The organism is Pseudonocardia nematodicida, from assembly GCF_040105385.1.
Taxonomy (GTDB): Bacteria; Actinomycetota; Actinomycetes; order Mycobacteriales; family Pseudonocardiaceae; genus Pseudonocardia; species Pseudonocardia nematodicida.
The window spans coordinates 339,461-346,011 of sequence record NZ_JBEDNQ010000009.1; the positions used below are offsets into that span (position 1 = coordinate 339,461).

At 73.5% G+C, this 6,551-nt stretch carries 7 protein-coding genes; 2 read left to right on the plus strand and 5 right to left on the minus strand.

What is annotated here, in order from left to right:
* Positions 1-11: 11 nt before the first annotated feature.
* Positions 12-482: a MarR family winged helix-turn-helix transcriptional regulator gene (locus tag WIS52_RS22230; protein WP_349300260.1), complete on the minus strand. Its 471-nt coding sequence runs from the start codon at positions 480-482 to the stop codon at positions 12-14.
* A gap of 197 nt (positions 483-679) precedes the next feature.
* A complete protein-coding gene (locus WIS52_RS22235; RefSeq protein WP_349300261.1) occupies positions 680-1,645 on the minus strand; it encodes a zinc-binding dehydrogenase in 966 nt (321 codons plus the stop codon).
* Positions 1,646-1,689: 44 nt separating this feature from the next.
* Here WIS52_RS22235 and WIS52_RS22240 point away from each other — a divergent pair, with 44 nt between their 5' ends.
* Complete coding sequence (locus WIS52_RS22240; protein WP_349300262.1) at positions 1,690-1,869, plus strand: hypothetical protein; 180 nt, start codon at positions 1,690-1,692, stop codon at positions 1,867-1,869.
* Here WIS52_RS22240 and WIS52_RS22245 read toward each other — a convergent pair.
* From WIS52_RS22245 to WIS52_RS22255, 3 genes are all read right to left on the minus strand, one after another.
* Positions 1,866-2,714, minus strand: a complete 849-nt coding sequence (locus WIS52_RS22245) for an NAD-dependent protein deacetylase (protein ID WP_349300263.1) — start codon at positions 2,712-2,714, stop codon at positions 1,866-1,868. The genes WIS52_RS22240 and WIS52_RS22245 overlap by 4 nt on opposite strands.
* A gap of 112 nt (positions 2,715-2,826) precedes the next feature.
* Positions 2,827-3,621 carry an enoyl-CoA hydratase-related protein gene (locus tag WIS52_RS22250; protein ID WP_379611578.1) on the minus strand — a complete coding sequence of 265 codons (795 nt, stop codon included), beginning with the start codon at positions 3,619-3,621 and terminating at the stop codon, positions 2,827-2,829.
* A 194-nt stretch (positions 3,622-3,815) separates the two neighbouring features.
* Positions 3,816-4,079 (minus strand): hypothetical protein, encoded by a 264-nt coding sequence (locus tag WIS52_RS22255; protein WP_349300265.1) that lies wholly within the window; start codon positions 4,077-4,079, stop codon positions 3,816-3,818.
* A gap of 475 nt (positions 4,080-4,554) precedes the next feature.
* Between WIS52_RS22255 and WIS52_RS22260 the strand changes: the two genes are divergently transcribed.
* The gene (locus WIS52_RS22260) at positions 4,555-6,522 is read left to right on the plus strand and encodes an FAD/NAD(P)-binding protein (protein ID WP_349300266.1); all 1,968 of its coding nucleotides are present in this window, start codon (positions 4,555-4,557) and stop codon (positions 6,520-6,522) included.
* Positions 6,523-6,551 lie beyond the last annotated feature (29 nt).

The window sequence follows — 6,551 nt, forward strand, 5'->3', positions numbered from 1 at the left end:
AGGGTGAGGAGCTAGAGGATCGAGCCTGCGCGGGGGCCGGGGATCGTGCTGTCGCACGCGGCGGTGCGGGCCGCGGGGGCGCGGCGCGGGGAGAGGATGCGCTGCACCCGCTGGCAGACCGACTCGACCACGGTCCGTCCCTCGGCGGACAGGTGCACCAGCACCCGGCGGCGGTCGAGCGGGTCGGCCGACCGGTAGGCCAGCTTCTTCTCCACCAGGCGGTCCACGATGCGGGTTGCGGTCGGGGCCGGCAGCGCGGTGTGGCCCGCGATCTCACCCATGCTGCGGCCGGTGCCGCGGGCGAGCATCAACAGGACCCGCCAGCCGTCCCGGCTGACGTCGGTCGCGGATGGTTGGCTGGACAGGGCAGTGGCCACGGCGTGGTCGACCCGGTCCAGGAACTCGACGACACCCGCGGCTCCAGGCGCCGGGGAGGCCATGGTGGCCGTCCCCGACGCCCGTCGACTGTAAGGCTCGGTCACGATGACGGACTGTACTTGTCAAAGCGCCGAAATCCGACAGCGTCCTGCGAAAACTGCGTCAGAGCGCCGGGCGGTCGTCACACTGCGATGACGGACACCTCGTGGACCTGCGGATTCGCCCACCGAACGGCGGATCCGACCGGCATCACGACCTCATCACATCCTGATCTCGTTAACGGATCTTGGGGGGCGAGCGATCACCGCGTCAACACGATCTTCCCGGCGGTGCGTCCGGCGGACATCGCCTCGAACGCCTCGGCGGCGGACTTCATCGGGAGCTCGGTGCCGATCTCGGGCTGGATGCCGGTGGTGGCGATGAAGTCCATCAGGTTCACCAGCTCCTCGCGGGTGCCCATCGTGGAGCCGATGACCTGGTACTGCAGGAAGAACAGCCGCTGCAGGTCGGCCGGCGGGTTCGGGCCCGAGGTGCTGCCGCAGATGACGATCCTGCCGCCCGGCTTGAGCGCACGCATCGAGTGCTTCCAGGTCGCCTCACCGACCGACTCCATCACCGCGTCGACCTTGCCGGGCAGCTTCGCGCCGGACTCGAAGACGGCGTGCGCGCCCAGCCGCTCGGCCAGTGCCCGCTTCTCCTCGTCGCGCCCGGTGACCCACACCTGCAGCCCGGCGGCGGAGGCGAGCTGCACCAGCGCCGTCGACACCCCGCCGGAGGCGCCCTGGACCAGCACCGTCTGGCCCGGCCGCAGCCCGGACTTGGTGAACAGCATCCGGTAGGCGGTCAGCCACGCGGTGCCCAGCACGGCACCCTGCGCGGCGGTCAGGCCCTTCGGGGCGGGGACGGCGTTGCGGGCCGGGACCGCGATCCGCTCGGCCATCGCGCCCTGGTGCTTCTCGGTCAGCAGGGTGCGCTTCGGGTCGAGGGTCTCGTCGCCGCGCCAGTCCGGGTCGCCGATGATCGGGTACAGCACGACCTCGGTGCCGTCGTCGAGCGTTCCGGCGCCGTCGCAGCCGAGGATCATCGGGAACTGCTCGGGCTTGATGCCGACCCCGCGCAGTGTCCAGAGGTCGTGCATGTTCAGGCTGGCCGCGGAGACGTTCACCCCCACCCAGCCGTCCGGGATCTCGGGGTCGGGCCGCTCACCCACGACGAGGGAGTCGAGTGGAGCGTCGGCGTTGGGCTCCTGCGCGTACACGGCGAACATGGGGCCGAACCTAACGTCTGGGCGGCCGTACTACCGTGTGGAGTGTGCGCACGATCATCGACGTCTGGGACGCGTTCGAGCTGTGGCTGACCCAGCTGCCGTTCCTGTTCCAGGTCGTGTTCGTGACCGTGGTGGTGTTGCCGCTGTGCGCGCTCGTCGCGATCGGGCTGGACAGGGCGACCCGGCGCTTCGACCGGGCCCCTGACCGTACGGACAGGAGCTAGAGCGGCCGCGCGGCGAGTGCGCCCAGCGTCTCCGAGCAACCGGCGTCCACCCGCAGGTCGGCGAGCTCGTCGCCCCGGGTGACCCCGCGGTTCACGATCACGACCGGGACGCCGGCCTTGCGGGCGGCGCGGACGAACCGCAGCCCGGACATGACCGTCAGCGACGACCCGGCGACGAGCAGCGCGCCGTCGTCCGGGGTGAGTGCGCCGACCGCCGCGAAGCAGCGTGCGACCCGGTCCCGGGGCACGTTCTCGCCGAAGAAGACCACGTGCGGCTTGAGCACGCCGCCGCAGCCCGCGCACGGTGCGACGCGGTAGCCGTCGGTGATCTCGACGGCGGCGTCGCCGTCCGGAGCGGTCTCCACCTCGGCGCTGTGTGCCTCGGTGAAGCCGGGGTTCAGCTCCGTCATCCGTTCCTGCAGGTCCGCGCGCCGGGTGACCTGCCGGCAGTCCAGGCAGACGACCTCGTCGATCCGCCCGTGCAGGTCGATGACCGCGCGGTGCCCGGCGGCACCGTGCAGGCCGTCGACGTTCTGGGTGATCAACCCCTCGACGACGCCGGCCGCCTCCAGCGCCGCCAGCGCGACGTGGCCGGGGTTGGGGCCGGCGCGGCGCATCCGGGCCCAGCCGACGTGGCTGCGGGCCCAGTACCGCCGTTGCGCCGCCGGGCCGGACACGAACTCGGAGTACGTCATCGGGTTGCGCGGCCGGGACCCGGGGCCGCGGTAGTCCGGGATGCCGGAGTCGGTGGACAGGCCGGCGCCGGTGAGCGCGACCAGCCGGCGTCCGGCGAGCAGGTCCAGCGCCGCGCCGGGGTCGGCGGAGATCCGGGCGGCGGTCGTCATGTGATCCAGGGTAGGTGTGCGGACCGTGCCCTCGCCCGCTTTCCCCGCCGAGTGGCACACCGTGAGCCCTGCCGGGGCGTCGGCGGCCACCTGACGTGCCACTCGGGCGGGATCAGTCGTCGCCGGGCACCCAGGACGGTGTGCGCTTCTCGGCGAACGCCCGGATGCCCTCCTGGCCCTCCTCGGAGGCGAAGTGCGTCGCGGACAGCACGTTCATCTCCGCGAAGTCCGCGGCCATCGTCGCGGGGCGGTCCCGGCGCAGCATCTCCTTGGCCGCGGCGAGCGCCCCGGGGGCACCGAGGCGCAACATCCCGGTGTAGCGCTCCACCTCGGCGTCCAGCCCGTCGTCGGCGACGGCGGTGTTCACCAGGCCGATCTCCGCGGCGCGCCGGGCGTCGAACGTCTCGCCGGTGAGGAACAGCTCGTGCGCGGCGCGGGCGGACAGCCGCGGGAGCACGACCACCGAGATCACCGCCGGGATCACCCCGATCCGGACCTCGGAGAAGGCGAACGTGGCCCGTTCGGCGGCGACCGCGACGTCGCACGCGGCGACCAGGCCGACGCCCCCCGCCCGGGCCGGCCCGGCGATCCGGGCGACCACCGGTTTCGGGCTGTCCCACAGCGTGGTCAGGATCCGGGGGACCTCGTGGACGCCCTGCTGGCCGGCGCCGGCGCCGCGGGACTCCTTCAGGTCCATCCCGGCGCAGAACACCGGGCCGGTGTGGGTCAGGACGAGCACCCGGACACCGGGGTCGGCGATCGCGGTGTCGAGGTGTGCGATCAGCTCGCGGCGCAGCTGCGCGGACAGCGCGTTGCGGTTGTGCGGGGAGTCGAGGGTGAGCGTCGCGACGCCGGCGTCGACGTCGAGCCGGACGAGCTCGTCGGGGGTGTCGGTCACACCACGCACCGTAACCCGCCCGGACGGTCCGGCCCGTGTGTCAAGTCGCCACGGGGTCGGCCTCGGATCCGGAGAGGATCCGTCTTCATCTGAGCCGGCCGCGGCCGGCGACCGTGGTGCCGGGCGTGTCGGAGATCGAGCCGCTGCGCGTGTTCGGCTCGGAGATCATCCCCGCGGCCGCGGAGATGTGCGGGGCGCCCGGCTCAGCCGAACGCCTGGCGGGGGAGTCTGCGCAGGACGTCCAGCTGCTGGTCGAGCTCGGCGGCGATGAGCTCGGCGTGCAGCGAGGCGGCGCCGGCGTCGGACGTGGCGAGCGCCCGGTGCCGGCGGACCAGGTCGTCGAGCGAGTCCAGCAGCCGGTCGACTGTGGTGCGCCCGGTCGGACCCGTCGGAGCGGCGGGCTCCACGGGTGTGACGACGGCCGGGACGTCGCCCACGGACGGCGGGCGGGTCAGCTCTGCGGTCATGCGACGTTCTCCGTTGAACGTGTCGGGTTCGGGATCTGACATCGGTTGCGATCCGTCGGGGACAGTTCCAGTTGTACCCCTTGTAGAAGTCGCGCACGCGATTCCACAGCGTGGTGCGACGTACGACACGGTGACCGGATGCGTGCGGTCGGTGACCGGTCGTGATCGTTTTTGATGCTCTGACCTGCGTGCGCCGGGCGGGCGAGCGGACAGCGGGTATCGCAGTGTGAACTCCGCGTGACATCCGCGTGATCTGTCGATGCCCCACCTGTGCGCGAATTGCGTCACCCGATCCGGGGCCGGCCGGCGGGTGCGGTGGAGCACGTCCGGCGGGTGGCCGGGCGCCGCAGCGCCGCCTACCGTGGAAGTCGTGGGCATCCCGCTCGTCCGGCGCAGGCACGTCGACCTGTGCCGCCTGCACGCCTCGCTGTAGGACGCGGCCCGACCGCGCCCGTCGACAGCGAGGAGCCCCTGGATGCCCCGCACGACCCCGTCCCACCCGTCCCCCGCCGAGCGCGCACCCGCCGTCGTCGTGGTGGGGGCCGGTCCGCGCGGCACCGGCCTGCTGGAACGGGTGGCGGCCAGCGCCCCGGAGCTGTACGCCGACGCGCTGGCCGGCCCGGGACTCGACGTCCACCTGGTCGACCCGTACCCGGCCGGCGCCGGCCGGATCTGGCGGCACGAGCAGTCGGCGCTGCTGGCGATGAACTCGATGGCGGCCGACGTCACCATGTGGACCGACGACTCGGTGGTCTGCGACGGCCCGATCGCACCCGGTCCGTCGTTCTGGGACTGGGCCCGTGACCTGCGCGAGCACGGCGACCCGGCGGCCGAGCTCGGGCCGGGGTCCGCGGCCGAGCTGGCCGGGGTGACGGCCTCGACGTTTCCGTCGCGGCGGCTGCAGAGCCACTACCTGACCGCGGTGCTGCACGAGGTGATCGACCGCGTGCCGGACGGGATGCGGGTGCACCTGCACCGCACGACCGCCGTCTCGCTCACCGAGGAGTCCGGCGACCAGGTCGTCGAGCTGGCTGACGGCGTGGTGCTGCGAGCCGACGCCGTCGTGCTCGCGTCCGGGCACCTCGACGCCCGCCCGACCGACGACGAGCGCGCACTCGCCGCCCGCGCCGCGGACCTCGGACTGCGCTACCTCCCGCCGGAGCAGACCACCGACACCGACCTGTCGGTGATCGGACCCGGGGAGACCGTGCTCGCCCGCGGGCTCGGGCTGGCGTTCGTCGACCTCGTGGTGCTGCTGTTCGAGGGCCGGGGCGGCCGCTTCGTGGCGGACGGGGCGGACCCCGACGCGCTGCGTTACGTGCCGTCGGGACGGGAGCCGGTGCTCGTCGCCGGTTCACCGCGGGGTGCGACCTACCACTCGAAGACGCACTACCAGCTGCGCGGCGGCCGGCCGCCGTTGCCACACTTCCTCACCGGCGCGGTGACCGACGAGCTGGTCGCCTCGGGTGAGCCGGTCGACCTCGCCTCGCAGGTCTGGCCGCTGATGGCCAAGGAGATCGGCTGGGGCTGGTACCACGAGCTGTTCCACGGCCACCCGGACCGGGTGCGCACCACCTGGGACGACTTCGCGGCCCGGTTCGGGACCACCCCCCACGGCTCCCCGGAGGAGGCCGAGCTCATCGCCTCGGTCGTGCCGGACCCGCTCGACCGGCTCGACCTGACCGCGCTCGAACGCCCCCTCGACGGCGTGCACGCCCCCGACCTGGACTCGCTGCAACCGCTGGTCCGCGACCGGATCGCCGAGGACCTGCGTCAGCACGTCGACGACCGGCACACCCCGCACCTGGGAGCCTTCGTCGCGATGCTGTCCGTGTTCGGCGAGACGACCCGGCTGGCCGGTTCCGGGGTGCTGTCGCCGATGTCGCGGGCCCGGGACCTGCCGTGGTGGCAGAGCTTCTTCAACTCGGTCGCCTCCGGGCCGCCCGGCTTCCGGGTGCGGCAGATGCTGGCCCTGTCGGAGTCCGGGCACCTGAAGTTCCTCGGCGCCGGGATGGAGGTCGACCTCGACGGCGACGGGTTCCACGCCACCAGCAGCACGCTGACCGGCGCGGAGCCGGTGACCGCGCCGGTGCTCGTCGACGCCCGGCTGCCGGACCCGAGCCTGTCGCGCACCGCGGACCCGCTGCTGGCCGGCCTGCTGCGGCGCGGCGAGGCCGTCGAGGAGATCCTGCTCGACGACGACGGCAGCCCGCTGCGCAACAGCGGCCAGCTGGCGGTCCGGCCGGCAGACGGCGCGCTGCACACGACGTCGGGGGTGCACGAGCAGCGGTTCGCGATCGGCCCGCACACGACCGTGAAGGTGGCGGGGGCCTTCACCCGGCCGGGGATGAACGCGCAGAGCCTGCGCTACAACGACGCCGTCGCCCGCGCCGTGCTCCGCGCACTCCCCGGAGCCGCCGCCCGCGAAGCCCCCGCCGCCTGACCCAGCCCCGCCCCCTCCCGCCCCCGCCC

Bases quoted from the DNA above. Each gene is read 5' to 3' on its own strand.
- WIS52_RS22235 (WP_349300261.1), bottom strand. From the start codon at position 1,645: ATGTTCGCCGTGTACGCGCAGGAGCCCAACGCCGACGCTCCACTCGAC.
- WIS52_RS22245 (WP_349300263.1), bottom strand. From the start codon at position 2,714: ATGACGACCGCCGCCCGGATCTCCGCCGACCCCGGCGCGGCGCTGGAC.
- WIS52_RS22255 (WP_349300265.1), bottom strand. From the start codon at position 4,079: ATGACCGCAGAGCTGACCCGCCCGCCGTCCGTGGGCGACGTCCCGGCC.
- WIS52_RS22260 (WP_349300266.1), top strand. From the start codon at position 4,555: ATGCCCCGCACGACCCCGTCCCACCCGTCCCCCGCCGAGCGCGCACCC.